The organism is Leucothrix mucor DSM 2157, assembly GCF_000419525.1.
GTDB lineage: Bacteria > Pseudomonadota > Gammaproteobacteria > Thiotrichales > Thiotrichaceae > Leucothrix > Leucothrix mucor.
Window position 1 is genome coordinate 2,686,281 of the sequence record NZ_ATTE01000001.1, and the last position, 19,757, is coordinate 2,706,037.

The following is a 19,757-nucleotide window of genomic DNA, read 5'->3' on the forward strand; positions in this document are numbered from 1 at the left end:
ACAAGCTCAAGAAAACTAAAATCAGCCTCTGAAAAGACGTTTTGCAGTAATTATTCAACATTCTTTCGGGTCCAAAAGCGCGCTTGTCGCTGTCGGTAAGTTATTGGTCTGACCAGTTTTTTTGAATTTTCAACTCTAAATTGCAGCGCACCGTGCAAGGCAGTACTTAAAACTGACACTCCAGTATCATTATAACGCGCTAACACTTTAGGATGAGGGTGTCGGTAACGACTACGATAGCCTGCTGAAGCCAGTGCCCACTCCGGATTAACCGCTTTGATAAATGCCTTGGTTGACGAGCTATTACTGCCATGATGTGGCATTAATACAATCGAGGATTGCAACTGGTCGGATGACAGCTTAAGTAGACTCTTTTCCGCTTTTTTATGGATATCGCCGGTGAGTAAGACAGATTGCTCATTATTACTGATTTTTAGCACGCAGGAGAGGTCATTATCACTCCCTTCGGCATCTTCCAACGGGTGCAAAAACTCAAACTGCACACCATCCCATTGCCATGACTGGCCTTGCTGGCACAGTAAATTATTGCGCTCTGGGGTTAAGCCATCACGACTACTGTAAAAGTGCTCAACTGGCATCATTTTCAACACCGATTGCAGGCCGCCCGAGTGGTCACGATCATCATGTGACACAATCAACGTATCAATTGACTCAATCGCTCGATGCTGCAAATAAGGTACCAACACCATTCGCCCAAGGTCAAAACTATCACTGGTTTTATCACCCGTATCGTACACCAGCGTATGTCCGGAGGTTTCCACAACAATCGATAAGCCCTGCCCCACATCCAGCACCGTTAGCCAAAAATCACCCGATTGCGATGGGCGAACGACCTGAAACAGTAGCAGTGGTAACAACAATAACCCTGATGCATAACGCCAAGTTAAACCACGCGGTAGCAGCCATAAAATACCCGCCAACAAAATACCTAGTGATAACCACAAAGGCAGATGCGAGAAATGCACGGTGGCATGCGGTAAAGCAGCCAGTGCATCCAGCACAACAAATAAACCATCCAAGTGAAGTGCGACAAACTGAAAGACGAATACCGCCAGCGGTTCATTAATAGTCGCCAGTACCACAGCCAACAAGCTAAACGGCACCACAATTAAAGACACCCAAGGGATGGCAATTAAATTAGCAATCGGCGACACCAAGGAGCCTTCACCAAAAAACAACAACCCTAATGGCAGCATCAACAAGGATAGCGCGGCCTGTAAGCGCAGCATCTGAAATTTCGGAGCCTGAGCACTGCGAGATAAAGTCCAAAGGATAAAGCCTACCGCAGCAAAAGAGAGGTAAAAGCCAACACTCATGACAGCCAATGGGTCCCAAAGAATCACGGCGATCATGGCCAGCGCTAAGACGCGTGATGGAGAATAATGATAGCGGTATGCCATCAGCACTAAGGCCACAATAACCATCACCAATGCCCGCTGAGTGGGAATCGTAAATCCTGCCAGCAAGGCATAAACGGTCGCTAGCACTACGCCAAGCACACTGCCAGCAATGCGTTGAGGAATCCATAAACTCAGCTGTGGAAAACACCACCAGACTGCCCAGACTAATAACACACCAAAGCCTGCCACTAAGCCGATATGCAGGCCGGAAATGGCCATTAGGTGATTGGTACCGGTTGCCCGTAAGGTATCCCACTGCTCAGTACTTAATAAATTCTTATCCGCAATCGTTAAAGCCAACATAATGGCTTGAGACTCTTCCCGAGTTACTAGCCGAGTTATTTGATCATATATTTGTGCACGCCAAGCGTGAATGGAATACCAAGGCGCTGTCTCTATTCGCTTATTTACTGAAGAACTGCGAACATAGCCTGTCGCCATAATGCCTTGCGAGAATAGCCATTTTTCATAATCGAAACCGCTAGGATTGGCAAAGCCGTTAGGACGCTTTAGCCGCACTTCAAGTCGCCAACGTTCACCGGCTTTAATTGGTGGAGGGTTTTGATAAACGCCTAATCTGACCAAGCCGGACCACTGCTGAGCCAATACCGAATCAGCATTTACTGCTGAGGATTTTGTATCTAGCAACTCTGAGTCATCAACTTTAAACAAAAAGCGGATACCCTGCTCGCTTTTATCCACTAAGCTAACAACCGTGCCGTCCAGCTGTAGGCTCTGACCTTCCAGCTCTGCGGGAAAAGCGTGATCAAGTTGCCAAGAAGCAACTAAGGAAGTAATACAAAAACCAACGATCAACATTGGCAAACCGATAAGCCATGACGATACCCGCCGATACAGTAGGTACATTGAGGTAAATAGCGTCACTAGCAATATAATCGTGATCAGACTAGAATTCAGCAGCGCGGCTTCCGACAGGACCAGCAGACTACCCAACAATAATCCGCAAGCCGTCATGCGCATTATTAGACTTTAACCTTTTAGAGATGTAACACTACAGACAATCGCAGCAAAGTGTCACTGTAACGTAGGCTAGTTGCACTATAGCTTAACCAATACTGTGCAATGGCGTATCACTCTATAAACACATAAACCTGGTGCACTAAGCATGCCAAGGAAGTTTTTCAAACGTTACTCCCCGGACCCTAAACGGATCCGTGATACCCCTGGACTGGGGTTCTTAGGAGAGCGGTTACACCAACCGAATTTATGGCACTTCAATCGCCATTCAATTTCCAAAGCATTTGCCATTGGTTTGTTTTGTATGTGGCTTCCGTTCCCATTCCAAACCTTGGTTGCGGCAGCTTGTGCATTGCTGCTTCGCGCGAACCTACCGCTTTCAGTCGCCTTGGTATTTATTACCAACCCGATCACTATTCCACCGATGTTTTATTTTGCGTATAAGCTAGGGAATTTGGTGCTATCACTGCCGGCTGGCGAGTTCTCAATGGAATTGAGCATGCATTGGCTGACGCAACGCATGGGTGAAATCTGGCAACCCTTATTTATGGGATGCTTCTTGCTAGCACTGTTTAGCTCAATGCTGGGCTTTTTTACGATTCAGGCACTGTGGCGTTACAACATTCACACCAAGCTCAAGCACCGCGCCAATCGCCCTTGTAATGATTTAAACAAGAGCGATACCGAGTAAGACTTAAGACTCGAAGGTGGTCAAATGGCCATCTGTCAGTTTGAACTGACGATCCATTTTTTCAGCCAAACCCAGATCATGAGTAACAATGATGAAGGCTGTTTTCAAGGAGTCATTCAACTCTTGCATCAGATCAAAAATCTGCAAGGCCGTTTTCTCATCCAAGTTACCCGTTGGCTCATCGGCAAGAATCGCCGCAGGTTTAGTGACCATCGCCCGCGCAATCGCCGCACGCTGACGTTCACCACCGGATAGCTGTCCTGGTTTATGTTGAATGCGTGAACCCAATCCAACTTTCACCAGCAAATCAGTCGCTTGCTTAGTTGCCTCTGCCACCTCCAAACCACGGATTAGTAATGGCATCGCCACATTTTCCAGCGCGGTAAACTCAGCCAGCAAATGATGGAATTGGTAAATAAATCCCAGCGACTCATTACGCAAAATACCACGATCAGCATCCGATAGGCTCGCCATATCTTTGCCCATGACCGTGACAGAGCCCTGACTTGGCAAATCCAAACCACCTAACAGGTGCAGCAAGGTACTTTTACCACTACCGGAACTACCGACAATCGCGATTTTCTCGCCTGCTTTAATATCCAGATCCACCCCTTTCAGGACTTCAACATCCAGCTTGCCTTCCACAAAACGCTTACGCAGGCCTTCGCAGGCAATTATTGTTTCAACTTCACTCATTTTATTCGTACCTTAATGCTTCTGCAGGTTGTACTCTGGAGGCTTTCCAGGAGGGATAAAGGGTTGCTAGCATGGATAAAACCAACGCGCTGATGGCAATCATCGTGACATCGGACCACTCTACTTTAGACTCCAACTCGCTAATACCGTAGACATCGGCGGAGATAAAGTTAACGTCAAATAAGCGCTCCAACCATGGCACGATCACATCGACATTGGTGGCGAGTAACACGCCGAATATGACGCCTAGAATTGTACCAACCACCCCAATCAACGTGCCTTGCACCATAAACACTTTCATAATGCTACCGGGAGTCATACCCAGTGTACGCAGTATGGCGATATCGCTGTCTTTATCAGTAACGACCATCACCAATGTAGAAACCAGATTAAATGCCGCTACCGCAATAATCAGGCCCAATAGGAAGAACATGATTTTCTTCTGCAGCTGAATAGCTTTGTAGAAATTCTCATTCTGACGTGTCCAATCACTGACCCAGTAATCAGGGCCGGAGGTTTCTTCAAGTTTCTGAGACACCTCTCGTGACAGATAAAGGTCATCCAGCGTTAAGCGCAAACCCGTTACCTGATCACCCATTTCAAATAAGCGCATGGCATCAGCCATATGCACATAAGCGGTTCCGCGGTCGTATTGCTGCAAGTCAACGCGGAATATACCGACCACATTAAATTGCTTCAAAATCGGCAACTCACCCGTGGTCTCGCTTAATGCGCTGGGCGTTAGCAAAGTCACACTATCACCGACGGCAACACTCAGCGTCTCAGCCAGCTTGACGCCCAGAATAATATTATCTTCGCCATCGACTAAATCCTGAAAGCTACCTTCCAGCATATGCTCGCTCACATTACCGATGTCTTTATCATATTCGGGCAAGACACCTTCAAGTAAAGCACCTTGAACACTACTGCCCTCATTTAACATAATTTGCTTTTCGACGAAGGGCGCAGCAGCAATAACATGCTCCATTTTAAGCACACCGTCACGTCTATCTGACCAATTCTCAATCATGGCATCGGTTTCAGATAAGGTGATATGTGAAACCACCCCTAAAATTCGATCACGCATGGCTTGCTCAAATCCATTCATCACGGACAGCACGGTGATTAACACCAAGACTCCCAGTGCGATCCCAATCATCGAGGCAAATGAAATGAAGGATACAAAGCTCTGCTGACGGCGCGCACGGGTATAGCGTAGGCCAATACTGACCTCAATCGGTTGAAACATTATTCGTACCTCAGGGATTCAGCAGGCTGCACGGCAGCGGCCTTATTCGCAGGGTAAATAGTGGCAACTACAGCCATCACTAAGGCGGCAACCGTGATTATCCAAACATCTTGCGACTGCAGATCGGACGGCACAGTGGAGATATAAAACACATCTTCCGCAAATAACTTGGCCCCGAAGAAGCTCTCAATCGCTGGAATAATGACATCCAGATTGCTGGCTAATAACACACCAAAGATTGCGCCCAGAATTGCCCCAGACACTCCAATCAGGCTACCCTGAATCATGAAGATCTTTTTCACAGAATTTGGTGACATACCCAGCGTTCGCAAGATGGCGATATCCGCTTGTTTGTCATTAACGACCATGACCAACGATGACACCAAGTTAAAGGCGGCAACGACTACAATTAGCAATAGAATAAAGAACATCATGGTCTTTTCCATGCGAATGGCACTGAAGAAGGTTTTGTTATCCCTACCCCAATCGCTCACCTCAACGGCATCACCCAATTGCTTCTGGAGCTTCATAGCAATGGGTTGTGCAGCGAACAAATCATCCAGCTTTAAACGCAAGCCGCTAATCTCATCGCCCATTTTGAATAGTCGTGCAGCATCGCTCATCTGGATAAATGCCGTGCTGCTGTCGTATTCGCGCATATTCATCTTATAGATGGCGCTGACAGTGAAGCGCTTCATACGCGGCAATACACCGGCTGGCGTAATCGTTGCGGAAGGCGTGATAATTGTGACCTTGTCGCCAATATACGCACCAATGGCAGACGCTAATTCGGAGCCGATGGCAATGTTGTAGTCGCGGTCGACCAGAGTATCGAGACTGCCATCTAATAAGTGATCAGATAGCTCACTCACCGCAGGCTGGCGCTCAGGTTGAATACCTTGGATTACGATGCCACGCACCTCGCCATTGGCGCTGATCATAACCTGCTGTTCGATATAGGGGGCAATGCCTTGGATTTCTTTATCAGCCGCTAATCGCTGGTCAATATCCTCCCAACCGGAGAGCTTGCCGCCCGTCCCTGAAACCGTGACATGGGCCACCATGCCCAGTATTCTTTCACGCAGTTCCTTCTCAAAACCGTTCATAACGGATAAGACGGTTATCAATGCTAATACCCCAATCATAATCCCCAGCATTGATGCCAAAGAGATGAATGAAATATAGTGATTCTTGTGCTTGGAGCGCGTATAGCGCAGACCAATAAATAACTCTAATGGTTTAAACATAATTTAGTTTTATTGAATAACACAGGGACGCTGACCAATTAAAATAATGAGTAACACTGGTGAATACCATGAAACTTAACCCTTTATTACTGACTGCATCATTAACCGTGCTGTCAATTTTCTTTACACCGAGTATCGCGACGGCGGAAATTATTAAGAAAGGCGGGCAAATGACAATTGCCACCAAAGCCGAAACGCCAACTCGTGGTACTAGTATGAGTGCCGTACAGAAACGTTTTGGCAAGGCGTCAAAGATATCGACATCTAAAGGCAAAACATCTCGTAAGAACCCGCGCATAACACGCTGGAACTATGGCAGCTTCTCAGTTTATTTTGAGAATAAGCACGTGGTACATACGGTATTGCATCGCCAATAGATGCTAAATAACGCGCCAGTGACTGTTTACGCGGCAGTTTACTGGCAGCGTCATCGTAAGTCAGCCATTATTTTAGTTAATGATTGGTTAGCCGCAGCTAACTCATAGGTAGCTTATTTGGGCTTCATCGCTTACTCCAGCGCAACTAAACTCATGAATTAAGCGACCTCCAAACGTGTTTCTCAACGCACTGGAGACACTCTTCTGCGCGCTGGAAACAATAGGGACTTCAGCCATCGGCCAATCCCAGTAGCTGTTAGTACACTTACTGCTTTCCATGCTCGCATAACAATCCAGCCTTTAGCCCCATGCCTTTCATGATACTTTTTGGAAGGCTGGCGTAGACTTATTATCAATGTATTTACAAGCCCTTGGGATTCCCTAAACAGCGGTTTAAGGATACACTTCAGCGCATCCTATCAAGCAAGCCACCTCATGATTCTGACACCGACTGAAGACCTGATCAAACATAGCCAAAACTGGCTAAAAAGCGTGGTTATCGCGCATAATTTTTGCCCTTTTGCTAAGCAAGAATGGCTTCAGGAGCGGATTCATTTTGACGTTATCCCCCATACCGATATAGAGGTTTGCCTTGAAGAGCTGATTTTGGCCTGTGAAAGGCTAGATGAAAACCCAAACATTGAAACCAGCCTACTGATACTACCTAATGGCTTTACTGACTTTGAGGATTACCTCGATTTACTGGATTATGCCGAGCGCTTATTAGAAGACCAGCAATACGAAGGCACTTATCAATTAGCCAGCTTTCACCCTGACTATTGTTTTGATGAAGCCACACCAGATGATCCGGCAAACTATACCAACCGCTCACCCTACCCTATGCTTCACCTGCTGCGTGAGAGTAGTGTTGAGCGTGCACTGGAATCCATTAGTGATCCGGAGGAAATTCCTCAAAACAATATCAATAGAGCAAGATCTCTAGGCATTGAAGCGCTGAAAAAACAATTGGAAGCATGCTATACGGCCGACTAAGTCACTGAATAGCTTAAAATAGCAACACTTTATCTGCTGAGTTAGAATGCACCTCAGATTGAAGGTATGCTATGGCAATCGAAATGAAGGCGTTGCACCGGGGCCGGTAAATTGGCAATGCCAAAATAACTCAGGTTTAAAATGAACCAGAGCACAACCATTTAACGACTAGCTTCGCACGCCGACAGTTAACAGATAATTTAGGAAAGAAAATCCATGCAGTGTCGCATCTGTTCAAATAAAGAAAATAATACCCCTTATCAAGCCCGCGAGATGATGCTCGGACTCCGAGACCTGCATGACTACTTTGAATGTGGTCAATGTGGCTGTCTGCAAATTGCCAATGTGCCGGACAATATTCAGTCTTACTACCCTGGCGATGATTACTACTCCTACGATCAGATCAAACCAGCGACGGGCATTAAGAAAATCCTGATTAATCTTCGTGATAGCTATGCGGCTACCGGCAAAGGTTTTCTAGGTAAGATCCTGCAAGATCGCATGCCACATGACAAGCTCCCGACGCTACAAGTTGCTGGCGTTACCAAGCAGTCAAAAATTTTGGATGTGGGCTGTGGTGCGGGTCACCTATTGCACTCATTACGTGAGTGTGGATTTAACAATACGCACGGTATTGACCCTTTTAATGCCAAGAAGATTGATTACAGTAATGGCTTAACCATTGAGCAGAAATCAATTCATGACGTCACCGAGTCAGGCTGGGATCTGATTATGATGAACCACTCGTTTGAACACGTGATGGATCAACATGAAACATTAGAGCAAATCAAAAAACTGCTGAAACCGGGCGGCGTTTGCATGATCCGCATTCCAACGGTCAGCAGCTGGGCGTGGGAGCATTATGGCGTTAATTGGGTGCAATTGGATGCACCACGTCACTTATTCCTTCATTCAACTAATAGTGTGAAGTTTCTGGCGGACACTGCAGGCTTAGAGCTTCGCAAAACAGTTTATGATTCCTTTGCTTTTCAATTCTGGGGTAGCGAGCAATATCTGAAAGATATTACGCTGCAGGCTGATAATTCATACGCAGTTAACCCTGAAAAGTCTATTTTTAGTGCTGAGCAAATTGAAGAATTCAAACAACGCAGCATTGCTCTAAATAAAGAAAATAAAGGCGATCAAGCCGCGTTCTATCTTTATAAACCTGAAAGCGCCTAATTAGCTATGTCAAAAAAACAAAAAATACTGGCTATTGCCTCTCCGGGAGGCCATTGGATTCAACTCAATAAGATTTGCAATGCAATGGAGTCTCGCTTTGACGTGGTTTATGCCACGCCAACGGCTCAATACGGCTCAACTAACAGCCTGCGTAAAATCCATAACATTACGGATGCCAGTGCAGACAGCAAACTAAAGCTGATCCCATTGGCCTTTCAGCTGTTGTTGATTATGATCAAAGAGCGCCCGACTGCCATTATTTCAACGGGTGCAGCCCCTGGTGCGATTGCCGTATTAATTGCGAAATTTTTACCTATTAAAACCATCTGGGTTGACAGCATTGCCAATGTCGCAAAGCTCTCGCGCTCAGGTGAAATGGTAAAAAATCACGCCAACTTAGTGATCACACAGTGGGAGCCTCTCAGTGATGATAAAACGATTCATTACAAGGGGTCTGTTTTATGATTTTTGTCGCCGTAGGGACTCAGTTTTCGTTTGATCGTTTGATTCAATATATGGATGAATGGGCTAGCCAAAATGATGAGGCTGTTTTTGCTCAAATTGGTGATGGCGAGTACATTCCTCAAAATATGAAATGGGAGCGTTTTTTAAACGGCGACCAATACAACCAAAACATTAATGAGTCGACTGCCTTTGTTTCTCATGCAGGCATGGGCAACATCATTAGTGCCCGTGAACATCAAACACCTGTGATTGTAATTAATCGCCAGTTTGAACTGGGCGAGCATCGGAATAACCATCAGGCTGATGGCTTGGTTTGGATGTCTCAGTTGCCGGGTGTGTACACAGCGGATACTAAAGAGACTTTATTCGCTCAGCTGGCTAAGCGCACAGAGCTAACTAGCCCTGCCGAGTCGGACAACCAGAAGCGTGAGCAGCTCACCCAGTTTTTAGGTGACTATATTGAAGGCATTACCGGCTAAGCCATGACAATCCTTCATAAGCTCCGTCACAACCCACTCATTATTCAAAGCCTGCTCTCCATCATTGCACGCTTTACGGGTGTTGCGCTGAATTTTGCGGTAGCGATTATTATTACCCGACAATTAAGCTTGGGAAATGCCGGTGTCATTTTCTTATTAATGACCTTTGTTGCTGGTATTGCACTGATTAGTCGAGTTGGTTTGGACCAGCTCATTGTAAAAGAAGTCGCCAGCGCACAAGTCGAACACATTGCCTTTAAAACGGGTTACTTAAAGAATACTCACTTTTTAGTCTTACTAATTTCATTATTATTCGTTGGCCTCTGGCTGGCACTAAGTCCATACGTACAGAACGCATTTTTTAACAACGGCATTAAATTGAGTGAACTAATGTGGGCGTCGGTCTGCGTTATATTTTTCAATTTCATGATTGTGAATAGCTTTTACTTGAAAGCCATTCGTCACACGTCTTTATCCGTATTAACACAGAACGCCCTGCCTGCGGTTTGCTTTTTAATCGTTATCGGCTTTGGTTGGCAATATTTCACCAATGGCACTGGCCATATTGTGATCTATATTCTGTCGCTGGTATTTGCTGGCATCCTGTCTTTTCAGTTAATCCGTCCTTATGTTAACCGTAATGCTGAAGCCGATCGCGAAGTCCCCGGACTGAAGCAGCTGTTCATCAAGTCGCTTCCGCTCGCCCCCATTTCATTATTCTCTTTTATGATGCTGTGGTCCGATACGGTAATGGTTGGCTACTTTCTGGATAATGAAAAAGTGGCGCTGTACAACGTGGCTGCTAAGATTTCCTACATCAGCCTGTTTTTCCTAGGCGCGTTAGATGCCACGATTTATCCGCGCCTGCTGGCGATATACAACCACCAACCTGAAAGGCTTTGGAGCTTTTTCTGGCAGGCAACCGCTTTAGTGCTGGTAGTAATCTCAGTGGTTACCGGCATCATGTATGGTTTATCAGACTATCTACTACTGGTATTTAAGCCAGAATATCTGGCCGCCTCACAAGTCTTGGCGTTATTATTACTGGCGCAACTATTGCGTGCGGCTAGCCTGACCTTCTCATTCTTATTCATTGCTCGTGAGAAAGTCCGCTTTTTAAATATCGCGTTAACCATTGCAATGGTCGTCAACCTGATTGCAAATGTTGTACTGATTCGCAGCCACGGTATTGAAGGTGCAGCGATGGCAACGTTGTTGGCTAATGGCGTACTGGTCGCCTTAGTGATCATCTTATTTTACCAGCAGAAATTACTATCCCGCACCAAGGTGAGTGAAGCCAACGCTTATGATTCTTAGAATTCTGGCCATCCTGTTTGTTATCTCCATTTTTATTCCGGTGGAGTTCCACTACCTGTTAGGCAGCTTGCGGATAGAGGCTTACCGGCTAGTGCTTGGTGCTGCCCTGCTGGTTAGCATTATCAATATTAAGACGGTTTTGGAACGCGCTGATCTAGTCGATATTTTGCTGGGTGCATTTATGCTACTGGCAACAGCAAGTTTGATCTACAATCACGGCCCACAAAAAGGCTTGGAATCCTCAGGTATTCTTGCCATTGAGGTACTGGGTTCGTTTTATTTAGCGCGGCTATTTATTACAACGCCGAAACGCTATTACTATATCAACTTGGCCTTTGTTAGCATTCTGGCTGGCCTCTTAGTTTTCTCTTTGTATGAAGCCTTTGCTCAGCATCGTATTTTGCACGAGTGGGCAACTCGCATAACGGGTAATGACTCCCTGGATTATCGCCTGTACACGCACTACTACATTCGTGCGGGCATCATGCGGACAACCAACCTATTCGCACACCCTATTTTATACGGCACAATCGGCGCGATATTCTTCCCATTTGCTGTTTTGCTCATGATTTACCGCTTTAACTTCTTAAATGCAGTGCGTGCATTCGCGTTGTTGATCGGAATGATCACTACCCTATCCTCTGCACCACTGTTATCCGTGGTATTTCAAGGTGCAACGGCAGTATTAGCACACAACTGGCAAGGGGCTAAGCGATTGTGGTCGTCGTTAATCTTCTTTGCGTTTGCAATATTCCTACTAATTAATGCGCTATCGAATCGTGGCTTCTTCGCCATTCTGATTTCCTATCTGACATTCAACCCAGTTACTGGTTACTACCGAATGTTGCAGTGGGAGTACGCGATGGATGATATTGCCGACAACCCGGTAATGGGAATCGGCTTGCATGACTGGTCCCGCCCGGAGTGGATGAACTCCAGTATCGATAGCTTCTGGCTGCTCGTCACCATGCAGCACGGCGTATTCGCGAGCTTTATTCTGTTGTTCTGCTGCTTCTATGCCGTATTTAAAGCGCTAGGCACTTTACACAAGCACCATCCCGCAGTGAAATGGATGGTGAGCTCATGGATCATGGCATCCATGGCACTTATTCTGATCGGTTTTACCGTTGACTACTTCGGTAAAATACAACCGATGTTCTTTTTTGTATTGGGCTCCATTAGCTGGGCGCAATATCATGAGCAGCTATCCAGTTCGGTCACCCGCTTAAGTCGGATTGCCCAAATCAAAGCCGCTTATAAACGTAAAATGAAATAAAGGCACCTGTCTCATGAGAGCACGCTTCGTTAATCAACGCATGTTTATGGTTCTGGTTAATCTACGTAACCGTTTGTTATTTGCCCGTACCTGGTACTTCCGAACGGTTTACGGCATGGACATCGCTAAAGATGTACGCCTGTCATTCAAGGCTCGCATTGACAAAACCAATCCTAAAGGCCTGTCGATTGGTGAAAAAACCATGGTGACATTTGATGCCATTGTTCTATCACATGACTACTCTACTCGACGTCACGATGCCAAAACACGCATAGGTACTCACTGTTTTATTGGCTGCGGCTCTATTGTGTTACCCAATGTCACGATCGGCGATCATGTGATTGTTGCTGCCGGCAGCGTAGTAACCAAAGACGTGCCATCTAACAGCATCGTCGCAGGAAATCCTGCCAAGGTTATTGCCAGTGATATCAAAACAATTGAATACGGAATGTTGGCAGAATGAGTCGCGTAGATATAATTTTAGTTTCTTATAATACCGCTGAGTACACGATTCGGGCCATTCAGTCAGTATTCGAGCAAACCAAGCAAACAAATGTAAACCTTATTGTTGTTGATAACGACTCAACGGATAACTCAGTCGAAAGAATCCGGAACGAGTTTCCAGAGGTCACTTTGATCGAGTCAGGAGCCAACTTAGGCTTCGCTGGCGGCGTGAATTTAGGCGCTAAAGACGGCGATGCAGAGTATGTGCTTTTGCTAAATCCGGATACTGTTATCTTGGATGGCGCAATTGATAAGCTGGTAAGCTTTGCGGAAACACATCCACAGTCTGGGGTTTGGGGTGGTGTCACACTCAATAACGACCTCAGTCTGAACCCAAATAACGCCCGCGCCAGAATTAGCTTTAGCACGCTACTATTTAGTGCGACCGGATTAAGCAAAGTATTCCGCAAGAGTTGTTTTTTCAATCATGACAACTATGGCTGCTGGGATCGAAAATCTGAGCGTGATGTTGATGTAATTACCGGCTGCTTCTTCTTAACACCGAGAAGCTTATGGGAAAAACTAGGCGGTTTGGACGACAGTTTTTTTATGTACGCAGAAGAAGCAGACTATTGCATTCGTGCTATTGAGCTTGGTCATCAGCCTCGCGTTACTCCAGAGGCTAAAATTATTCATCATGGCGGCGTTAGTGAAGTCAATCTGTCCGGCAAGATGATTAAGCTGCTCAAAGGAAAAGCACACTTTATCGCAAAACATGAGTCTCCCTGGAAACAGGTCATCTATAAAGGATTGTTATTAGCTCATGTCTTCAATAAGTATGTGTCGAGCAGCCTGCTGGCATTGATCAGCAAAGATAAACAAGCGGTACGTAATGAGTGGCGTACCATATTCCAACAACGCCGCAGCTGGCTGGAAGGATATCGTTAATGGCAACCGTAATTGTTCCCGCGCACAATGAAGCCGGCGTTATTGAAGCGTGCTTAGATAGCATCATTGGACAAGACAATGTTGATAACATTATTGTCGCTTGCAACGGTTGCACGGATGAAACTGCTCAGATTGTTCGCGAGAAATATCCAGATATTCACTGCTTGGATATCGAAACACCATCCAAGGTTAATGCGCTTAATGAAGCAGAAACCTATGCACGTGAACTTGGCCTGACATTCCCTGTCTACTACATTGATGCAGACACACGGCTCAGCGAAAACTGCCTGACCAAGATTAATGCATACCTAGAGACGCACCAAGATATTTTACTGGCGGCCCCCACGCCAATTATCGATACCTCAGCGTCTTCATGGCTAGTAAAGACTTACTACAAAGTATGGGTCAACCTCCCCTATATCAAAGAGGGAGTGATCGCGACCTGCAGTTACATTATTACGGAGACCGGTAGACAGCGCTTTGAAAGCTTTCCGGAAGTCATCAATGATGATGGTTTTGTTCGCTGCAACTTCTGGAACCGTGAAATTAGCAATGTTCCGGATACCGAAATATATATTAATGCACCAAGGGATATTTATTCCCTAATTAAGATCAAAACACGCGCCCGACTGGGCAATATGCAGCTGGCAGCAACGGGCCAATGCAAGGTAAAAGAGGATAAGCAGTACGGCAGCGTTATGCGCTCCAGACTGTTAAGTCGTGACTGGTTTTCGACGCTAATCTATATTGGTATCGCCGGAATCATTAGGATTCGGTCAAAAAACCAATTTAAACGACTAAAGGACTACCGTTGGGAGAAAGACCTATCCTCTCGCAATGCATGATTAGTGTACAATAAAGATATTAAATAACGTGAATAACACGAAAATAGTAATTAAAAATAGTGAACCAAAACTGGTGCCAGATACCCCCACTAGCTACCAGCTGAACCCCAGAGAGGACTACCGTGGACGATAGAAGAATAAGTTCCGAGTTAATATATCGACTAGTTGACATCATGGTTATCCTGATGCCACTCATTCTGGGCGCCCTTTATACTCACTTCTACAATGTGCAGGGGTATTTAGTCGCAGGTTTATCAGCTGTTGTACTGTTTGGTTTGTATGGCCGCTTTACCGAGATTTACACCTCTTGGGGCGGGCGACCGGTACGTGACGAGGCGGCTAGAATCGTGGTTGCTTGGTTACTGACGTTCCTATCAATGGTATTCATTGCCTTCATTTCAAAGACCAGTGAGCAGTTCTCTCGTGTCGTGTTATTAGCATGGTTATTGACCACACCGGTCATCTTGATTATCGCTCGTGTTATTTTACGTCAGGTTTTCTCTCACTTGAAACGTCTGGGTATGAACAACCGTACCGTTGCTATTGTCGGCATGACTGAAAATGGTTTACGTTTTGCTCGTGAGCTGGAAAACAATCCCGACTTCGGTTACCGCATTGCTGGTTTCTATGATGAGCGCCAAAGTGAGAACCCAGCGGATTTCGGCGGCTATGCTAATCTTGGAAATTATCAGGACATGATCAGCTCTGCCCGTAAAGGCGAGTGGGATCAAATTTACTTTGCTCTACCGGTTGAAGCCAAGCAGCGTATGCATGCCCTATTGGATGATCTTTCCGACAGCGCAACCCCTATTCGTTTACTGCCTGACTATTTCACTACTAACCTGCTGCATAGTAAATTTATCGAAATTGCTGACACACCAGTTTTATGTATCTATGACTCACCATTTTCATCTGATCACGCTTTAGTAAAGCGCGTTGAAGATATTATTGTGGGTAGCATTATTCTGACACTGATCTCACCTGTGTTACTGGGAATTGGAATGGCGGTTAAATTCACTTCCAGAGGTCCTGTGTTATTCAAGCAAACACGTTATGGCTTGCGTGGTGAAAAGATCCTTGTTTGGAAGTTCCGTACAATGAATGTATGTGAAGATGGTGACAACGTTCGACAAGCACAACGCGATGATGACCGCTTTACACCAATTGGTCGCTTCCTACGTCGCACATCATTAGATGAGTTGCCACAATTCATCAACGTACTGCAGGGAAGAATGTCGATTGTAGGCCCTCGTCCTCATGCCGTTGCGCACAACGAACAGTACCGTTCACTTATTCCAGGCTACATGTTACGCCATATGATTAAGCCAGGCATTACAGGCTGGGCACAGATCAACGGATGGCGCGGCGAAACCAATACCGTTTACAAAATGAAAAAGCGCGTTGAGTTCGACTTGGAATACATGCGTGAATGGAGCTTGTCGCTGGATATTAAGATTATATTCCTGACAATCACTCGCTCATTTATTGACAAAAACGCTTACTAAAATATAAACAATATTTGAGCTTATAACGTGCAAATTAATCAAATTACGTTTACGCGCTTTATTGCTGCGCTGACTGTCGTTTACTTCCATTATGGAATGCAGGCCTTCCCAGCTAACATTCCATGGATTAATGAAAGTGTTACCGCCGGGCCAATTGCCGTTAACTACTTTTATGTATTGTCTGGTTTTATTATGGCAATTGCATATTTTAGGTTAAACCCAGACCGCCCTTTAAATAAGCGTAGTTATTGGATTGCCCGATTTGCACGTATATACCCAGTCTACTTAGTTGGCTTACTGCTAATGGTCGTTGCCAGCTCACATGAGCTCAGTGAAAAGCCACTAGCCCTGCCATTGCACATGAGTATGCTGCAAGCCTGGATTCCAGGCTACCCGATGACACTCAATAACCCGGGTTGGTCTCTATCGGTTGAAGCCTTTTTCTACCTTTGCTTCCCGTTTTTATTAGTACTCATTTATAAAAACGGGCTGAAATACGTCGCTTTAATTGGTTTAGTCACTTGGGTCGTAACCCAGTATGTTTTAACTGACGCCATAAATAGCTCGCAATACACTGGAAAAAGCCTGCTGCACGACTTCATTTACTACCACCCTTTGATGCATATTAATGCATTCATTGCGGGCTTAGTTTGTGGTGTACTTTTTAAGCGAAATTCACATAAGTTGAAGTCGCCTCACCCAATATGGCTACTGGCTTCGCTTGGACTAATTGTACTGCTACTTGAAACACGCCCCCAACTGGAAGCATTACTAGGACTGAAACTAGCTTACACAAACGGATTAATTGCACCCGCTTTTTTACTCTTTATCTGGCTACTGGCAGCAAGCAAGAACAAAGTAACAGACTGGCTGAGCCACCCATTTTTAATCCTGCTTGGTGAAGCTAGCTTTTCGCTCTACATCCTACAGAAGCCCGTGTTTGGACTTTACAACCGGCTGATTGAGACACGAATCAACTTAGGTGAGATTGCTGACTTTTATGCCGCCTTGGCGTTACTGATTATTATCTCGATAGCCTCATACAAGCTGTTTGAGACACCCGCTAGAGAGTGGATCAAAAAAAGGCTCTCCGGAAATAAGGTTACCGTATAAATTATCTCAGTAATATCAACAATATAGTTAACAACTACATTATTGTACTGCAGCAGCCGAATTGCTATTATAAGCGACTGTGTTTTGCCATTTGTAGCCGGTTGCTTCAGCTCGTCGCTAAAGCCTGAATGGGGGCTGAAATACCACTGGTTTATCTCCAATAAAGGCTAGCTTATCTCAGATTCTTTGTATTCATAAATTAAACAACCAACAATCAAGCATCACAAAAAATAGTCAATTGCTAAGCTTCAATATGACTATGTATATACAACCCGACTATCAAACTAGATGACAGAAAACTTATGAGTGTTGACAACAACCAAAGACTCCCCTCCCGAGTCGCGAACAATCAGGCAAGCGCTACTCAAGCCGTTCCTCACCCTGGTGCAATCTATCCGGAAGAGTTGTTAACGCCGCCGAGTGGCCTGGACCTGAAAGAATTCATTGGAATTATTGCCCGCCGTAAGTGGTTAGTTATTGCAACAACACTACTGACATTGTTAGCAGTCCTGCTTGTTACGCTGATGATCAAGCCAGTGTACCGTGCTAGCTCTACGATTCAGATTGAGCGTAATGCTAAACAGATCGTCAACGGTGCGATGTTCGAAAGCATTGAATCACGCAGTGATAAAGACTTTCATGAAACGCAACGTCAGCTGATTCAAAGTAAAGCACTGGCTCGTCGTGTCATCAACCAGCTTGGCCTTGACACCAAAGACACATCATTTGGTGTGATCAGCTCGATTAAACAAGCACTAGGAATGTCTACTGTAGATTTGAGCAGTTCAGATCGTACAGAGGCCCTGTTTCTTGAGAACCTGACGGTACAGCCGATTAGCAACTCTCAGCTGGTCATGATCAACTACGACTCAACAGATCCAAAACTGGCTGCTGATATCTCTAATGCTATCTCAAGAACATTTGTAAGAATGAATCTTGAAAAGCGTTTTGATACAGCGTCCTACTCTAAAGAATTCCTGACGGAAAACATTCAACAAGTTCGCCAGTCGCTAGAGAAATCAGAGCGTGCGTTAAACGAGTACGCCCGCCAATTTGGCATTATTCAGGATGTAGATGGTGAGAGCACTAACACCTACTCCTTGAAAAAGTTAAGCGAAGAGTTAGTCGGCTCAGAGCGTGATCGTATTGAAGCAGAAGCACTGTATGCTCAGGCCAAAAGCGCTGGTATTGATGATCCTTCAGTGATCGCAGCTCTATCTAATGATCCAGCCCTACAAAGAAAAGGTAGCGAGCTTAACGAGCTAATCGCTGAGCGAAATACCGCAATTCAACGCTCTGCTAGCGGCAACAATCGCACTATCCGTAACTTAAACGCCAAAATCAATGCTATCAGAAATGAACTGAGCAGCCAGGCAGCTTCTACGCTTAAAGGCCTTGAGTCAGCAGCTACTGCAGCAGCCCGCAGACAAGAAATGCTGAACGCACAACTTGATCGCCTGAAAAGTGCGACTCTGGAAACTCAGGGCGACAGCATTAAGTACAATACATTAAAACGTGAGGTTGAATCTAACCAAGTGCTTTACACCGAACTGCTGCAACAACTGAAGCAGGTTAACGTCGCTGGCGGTGTTGGTACCAACAACATCAGCATCATTGATAAGGCAGGCGTCCCTTACGAGAAGCACAAACCAAGACTACGTAACAATCTGGCCTTCGGCATGCTATTAGGCTTAATGCTTGGTATGGGTGCGGCTTTCTTGCGTGAATTTATGGATGACAGCCTTAAGAACTCTGATGAAGTTGAGCGCGTCACAGGCCTTCCAGTACTTGGATTGCTGCCTAATATTAAGAACCAGTCTAGCGACCAGCTGGCATTATTAGCGCACTTAGAGCCTCGTTCACCACTTGCTGAAGCGATTCGCTCATTGCGTACCAGCCTCAAATTCTCGACTCGCTATGGTGCTCCACGAGTTACATTTATCACTAGCTCCAGCCCTGCAGAAGGTAAAAGTACAATCGCCCTGAACTTGGCAACGGCTTATGCTCAGGTTGGCAGTAAAGTATTGCTGATCGATGCAGACTTAAGAAATCCAAGCCTGCACCAACGACTAAAGCTGGATAACCTGGAAGGTTTAACGAACTATTTGGCAGGTGCTGGCAATGCTGCACAGATCAGCCGTCCATGCCTGATTAAGCAACTGCGTGTTATTACTTCAGGTCCAATTCCGCCAGATCCGGTTGAACTGCTCTCTGGAAAGCGTATGCAGGATCTATTGGAAATCTCGATGGACGAGTTTGATTACATCATTATTGATGGTCCACCAGTCATTGGTTTAGCGGATGCTCTGGTATTGTCTAATCTTGCAGATGCTACGATTTTAACCATACAGGCAGGCAAGACTCGCAAGGCTTCATTGCTTGCAGCGCTGAAACGTATGGAGCGTACTAGCGGCAATATTATTGGTACTTTACTATCAAGAATAGATCGTTCCAGCAATCCGGAATATAGTGATGATAGTTACTATACTTACACCAAGCCGGAACAAGCTCAGTAGTAATACTTATTTATC

18 protein-coding genes are annotated in these 19,757 nt (G+C 45.5%); 14 read left to right on the forward strand and 4 right to left on the reverse strand.

Features of this window, described 5'->3' with window-relative positions; genetic code table 11:
* Nucleotides 1-50: 50 nt before the first annotated feature.
* Entirely contained in the window at nt 51-2,402 is a 2,352-nt protein-coding gene (locus tag LEUMU_RS25840; protein ID WP_022952546.1) for a DNA internalization-related competence protein ComEC/Rec2, read from the reverse strand.
* Nucleotides 2,403-2,547: 145 nt separating this feature from the next.
* Here LEUMU_RS25840 and LEUMU_RS25845 point away from each other — a divergent pair, with 145 nt between their 5' ends.
* Complete coding sequence (locus LEUMU_RS25845; protein WP_022952547.1) at nt 2,548-3,090, forward strand: DUF2062 domain-containing protein; 543 nt, start codon at nt 2,548-2,550, stop codon at nt 3,088-3,090.
* A 3-nt stretch (nt 3,091-3,093) separates the two neighbouring features.
* Here the strand turns inward: LEUMU_RS25845 and lolD are convergent, their stop codons facing one another.
* Genes lolD through LEUMU_RS0112095 form a run of 3 tightly spaced genes read right to left on the reverse strand, consistent with a single transcriptional unit; the run spans nt 3,094 to nt 6,282 of the window.
* Nucleotides 3,094-3,786, reverse strand: a complete 693-nt coding sequence (lolD, locus tag LEUMU_RS0112085; protein ID WP_022952548.1) for a lipoprotein-releasing ABC transporter ATP-binding protein LolD — start codon at nt 3,784-3,786, stop codon at nt 3,094-3,096.
* A 1-nt stretch (nt 3,787) separates the two neighbouring features.
* Nucleotides 3,788-5,035: a lipoprotein-releasing ABC transporter permease subunit gene (locus LEUMU_RS0112090; RefSeq protein ID WP_022952549.1), complete on the reverse strand. Its 1,248-nt coding sequence runs from the start codon at nt 5,033-5,035 to the stop codon at nt 3,788-3,790.
* The gene (locus LEUMU_RS0112095) at nt 5,035-6,282 is read right to left on the reverse strand and encodes a lipoprotein-releasing ABC transporter permease subunit (RefSeq protein ID WP_022952550.1); all 1,248 of its coding nucleotides are present in this window, start codon (nt 6,280-6,282) and stop codon (nt 5,035-5,037) included. The genes LEUMU_RS0112090 and LEUMU_RS0112095 overlap by 1 nt, the downstream gene beginning before the upstream one ends.
* Before the next feature lie 68 nt (nt 6,283-6,350).
* Here LEUMU_RS0112095 and LEUMU_RS25850 point away from each other — a divergent pair, with 68 nt between their 5' ends.
* The 13 genes from LEUMU_RS25850 (at nt 6,351) to LEUMU_RS25865 (ending at nt 19,742) form a co-directional block, all read left to right on the forward strand.
* On the forward strand, nt 6,351-6,659 hold the full coding sequence (locus LEUMU_RS25850; protein WP_022952551.1) for a hypothetical protein: 309 nt from the start codon (nt 6,351-6,353) through the stop codon (nt 6,657-6,659).
* A 435-nt stretch (nt 6,660-7,094) separates the two neighbouring features.
* The gene (locus LEUMU_RS0112110; RefSeq protein ID WP_022952553.1) at nt 7,095-7,652 is read left to right on the forward strand and encodes a DUF1415 domain-containing protein; all 558 of its coding nucleotides are present in this window, start codon (nt 7,095-7,097) and stop codon (nt 7,650-7,652) included.
* 216 nt (nt 7,653-7,868) lie between these two features.
* A complete protein-coding gene (locus LEUMU_RS0112115; protein ID WP_022952554.1) occupies nt 7,869-8,834 on the forward strand; it encodes a class I SAM-dependent methyltransferase in 966 nt (321 codons plus the stop codon).
* Nucleotides 8,835-8,840: 6 nt separating this feature from the next.
* Nucleotides 8,841-9,299 (forward strand): glycosyltransferase family 28 protein, encoded by a 459-nt coding sequence (locus LEUMU_RS0112120; protein WP_022952555.1) that lies wholly within the window; start codon nt 8,841-8,843, stop codon nt 9,297-9,299.
* Nucleotides 9,296-9,778 (forward strand): glycosyltransferase, encoded by a 483-nt coding sequence (locus LEUMU_RS0112125; protein ID WP_022952556.1) that lies wholly within the window; start codon nt 9,296-9,298, stop codon nt 9,776-9,778. The genes LEUMU_RS0112120 and LEUMU_RS0112125 overlap by 4 nt, the downstream gene beginning before the upstream one ends.
* 3 nt (nt 9,779-9,781) lie before the next feature.
* Complete coding sequence (locus tag LEUMU_RS25855; protein WP_022952557.1) at nt 9,782-11,095, forward strand: oligosaccharide flippase family protein; 1,314 nt, start codon at nt 9,782-9,784, stop codon at nt 11,093-11,095.
* Nucleotides 11,085-12,371 (forward strand): hypothetical protein, encoded by a 1,287-nt coding sequence (locus tag LEUMU_RS25860; protein WP_022952558.1) that lies wholly within the window; start codon nt 11,085-11,087, stop codon nt 12,369-12,371. Before LEUMU_RS25855 ends, LEUMU_RS25860 begins: the two co-directional genes overlap by 11 nt.
* A 13-nt stretch (nt 12,372-12,384) precedes the next feature.
* Nucleotides 12,385-12,834 (forward strand): acyltransferase, encoded by a 450-nt coding sequence (locus LEUMU_RS29310; protein WP_022952559.1) that lies wholly within the window; start codon nt 12,385-12,387, stop codon nt 12,832-12,834.
* Nucleotides 12,831-13,763, forward strand: a complete 933-nt coding sequence (locus tag LEUMU_RS0112145; protein ID WP_022952560.1) for a glycosyltransferase family 2 protein — start codon at nt 12,831-12,833, stop codon at nt 13,761-13,763. The genes LEUMU_RS29310 and LEUMU_RS0112145 overlap by 4 nt, the downstream gene beginning before the upstream one ends.
* Nucleotides 13,763-14,608: a glycosyltransferase family 2 protein gene (locus LEUMU_RS0112150; protein WP_022952561.1), complete on the forward strand. Its 846-nt coding sequence runs from the start codon at nt 13,763-13,765 to the stop codon at nt 14,606-14,608. Before LEUMU_RS0112145 ends, LEUMU_RS0112150 begins: the two co-directional genes overlap by 1 nt.
* A 173-nt stretch (nt 14,609-14,781) precedes the next feature.
* Nucleotides 14,782-16,113 carry an undecaprenyl-phosphate glucose phosphotransferase gene (locus LEUMU_RS0112155; protein ID WP_157474329.1) on the forward strand — a complete coding sequence of 444 codons (1,332 nt, stop codon included), beginning with the start codon at nt 14,782-14,784 and terminating at the stop codon, nt 16,111-16,113.
* A 27-nt stretch (nt 16,114-16,140) separates the two neighbouring features.
* Nucleotides 16,141-17,226 carry an acyltransferase family protein gene (locus LEUMU_RS0112160; protein ID WP_022952563.1) on the forward strand — a complete coding sequence of 362 codons (1,086 nt, stop codon included), beginning with the start codon at nt 16,141-16,143 and terminating at the stop codon, nt 17,224-17,226.
* 302 nt (nt 17,227-17,528) lie between these two features.
* Nucleotides 17,529-19,742 (forward strand): GumC family protein, encoded by a 2,214-nt coding sequence (locus LEUMU_RS25865; RefSeq protein ID WP_022952564.1) that lies wholly within the window; start codon nt 17,529-17,531, stop codon nt 19,740-19,742.
* Nucleotides 19,743-19,757 lie beyond the last annotated feature (15 nt).

Coding starts and splice junctions, on each gene's coding strand:
- LEUMU_RS25840 (WP_022952546.1), bottom strand. CDS start 2,402: ATGCGCATGACGGCTTGCGGATTATTGTTGGGTAGTCTGCTGGTCCTG.
- LEUMU_RS25845 (WP_022952547.1), top strand. CDS start 2,548: ATGCCAAGGAAGTTTTTCAAACGTTACTCCCCGGACCCTAAACGGATC.
- lolD (WP_022952548.1), bottom strand. CDS start 3,786: ATGAGTGAAGTTGAAACAATAATTGCCTGCGAAGGCCTGCGTAAGCGT.
- LEUMU_RS0112090 (WP_022952549.1), bottom strand. CDS start 5,035: ATGTTTCAACCGATTGAGGTCAGTATTGGCCTACGCTATACCCGTGCG.
- LEUMU_RS0112095 (WP_022952550.1), bottom strand. CDS start 6,282: ATGTTTAAACCATTAGAGTTATTTATTGGTCTGCGCTATACGCGCTCC.
- LEUMU_RS25850 (WP_022952551.1), top strand. CDS start 6,351: ATGAAACTTAACCCTTTATTACTGACTGCATCATTAACCGTGCTGTCA.
- LEUMU_RS0112110 (WP_022952553.1), top strand. CDS start 7,095: ATGATTCTGACACCGACTGAAGACCTGATCAAACATAGCCAAAACTGG.
- LEUMU_RS0112115 (WP_022952554.1), top strand. CDS start 7,869: ATGCAGTGTCGCATCTGTTCAAATAAAGAAAATAATACCCCTTATCAA.
- LEUMU_RS0112120 (WP_022952555.1), top strand. CDS start 8,841: ATGTCAAAAAAACAAAAAATACTGGCTATTGCCTCTCCGGGAGGCCAT.
- LEUMU_RS0112125 (WP_022952556.1), top strand. CDS start 9,296: ATGATTTTTGTCGCCGTAGGGACTCAGTTTTCGTTTGATCGTTTGATT.
- LEUMU_RS25855 (WP_022952557.1), top strand. CDS start 9,782: ATGACAATCCTTCATAAGCTCCGTCACAACCCACTCATTATTCAAAGC.
- LEUMU_RS25860 (WP_022952558.1), top strand. CDS start 11,085: ATGATTCTTAGAATTCTGGCCATCCTGTTTGTTATCTCCATTTTTATT.
- LEUMU_RS29310 (WP_022952559.1), top strand. CDS start 12,385: ATGAGAGCACGCTTCGTTAATCAACGCATGTTTATGGTTCTGGTTAAT.
- LEUMU_RS0112145 (WP_022952560.1), top strand. CDS start 12,831: ATGAGTCGCGTAGATATAATTTTAGTTTCTTATAATACCGCTGAGTAC.
- LEUMU_RS0112150 (WP_022952561.1), top strand. CDS start 13,763: ATGGCAACCGTAATTGTTCCCGCGCACAATGAAGCCGGCGTTATTGAA.
- LEUMU_RS0112155 (WP_157474329.1), top strand. CDS start 14,782: ATGGTTATCCTGATGCCACTCATTCTGGGCGCCCTTTATACTCACTTC.
- LEUMU_RS25865 (WP_022952564.1), top strand. CDS start 17,529: ATGAGTGTTGACAACAACCAAAGACTCCCCTCCCGAGTCGCGAACAAT.